1 pseudogene is annotated in these 782 nt (G+C 68.9%); it reads right to left on the minus strand.

Annotated elements, in window-relative coordinates:
• Positions 1-575: 575 nt before the first annotated feature.
• A pseudogene (locus QEZ54_RS36235) lies at positions 576-782 on the minus strand (pectate lyase); the annotation flags it as partial.

The following is a 782-nucleotide window of genomic DNA, read 5'->3' on the forward strand; positions in this document are numbered from 1 at the left end:
GGCCCCCAGCGTGGTACCGGCGCTGGCCGAGGTTGCCAGAACCGCGGCGGTGGCGGTGGTGACGGCCATGAGCAGTACGGCCGTCGCCGTGGCCCGCAGGATGCGGGCAGGCGGCATTGTCATGTGTTGGCTCCTGGGAACGGGTCGGCGCGGGCGAGTGCCCGGACCGAGTGGTTTCGGTGTGCGGGTTCTCGGCCGGTTCCCGGTGGCCGGACGAAGCGTCCATGAGCAACCCGCTCAGGCCGCGAACACGGTTCCATGTGAACGTGCCGCATGGATCACTGCCTTGATCCAAACGACGATGGTATGGCCTGATAGGGCGAGCGCGTCGCTGCCTCGCCAATCGAATGTGACCGATCACATCGGATTAGTCAAGGGGGCGTCGAAAACGTTTCGAGGGCCGCAGGTCAGGCATCCGGTGCGGCCTGACCGCGCTCGACACCGTCATCGTCCGCGCCCGGCGCCGGCCACCCCAGGTCGATTCCGGCAGTCGGGTGGCCGCCCAGCGGCTGCCCCGGATGAATCGCACCGCGCGGCCGGGCGTCCCGTGCGGACGCCCGGCCGCGGGTCAGGGCCTACCGCTGGATGATGTCGGAGGCGCTGTAGAAGCAGTTCGTCCCGTCGGCACCGCTGCCCACGTGCGTCGGCTCGCTGCCCTTGGGCGCACCCAGGTACTTGTCGCAGATGACGGTGCTGGTGCCGTACACGTTGACGCGGGTGAACCGGGCCGTGTCGCCCCAGTTGATGTTGATGCCCGCGACGACCTTCGTGCTCCTGACCCA

The sequence above is a fragment of the Catellatospora sp. KI3 genome (assembly GCF_029948125.1).
GTDB lineage: Bacteria > Actinomycetota > Actinomycetes > Mycobacteriales > Micromonosporaceae > Catellatospora.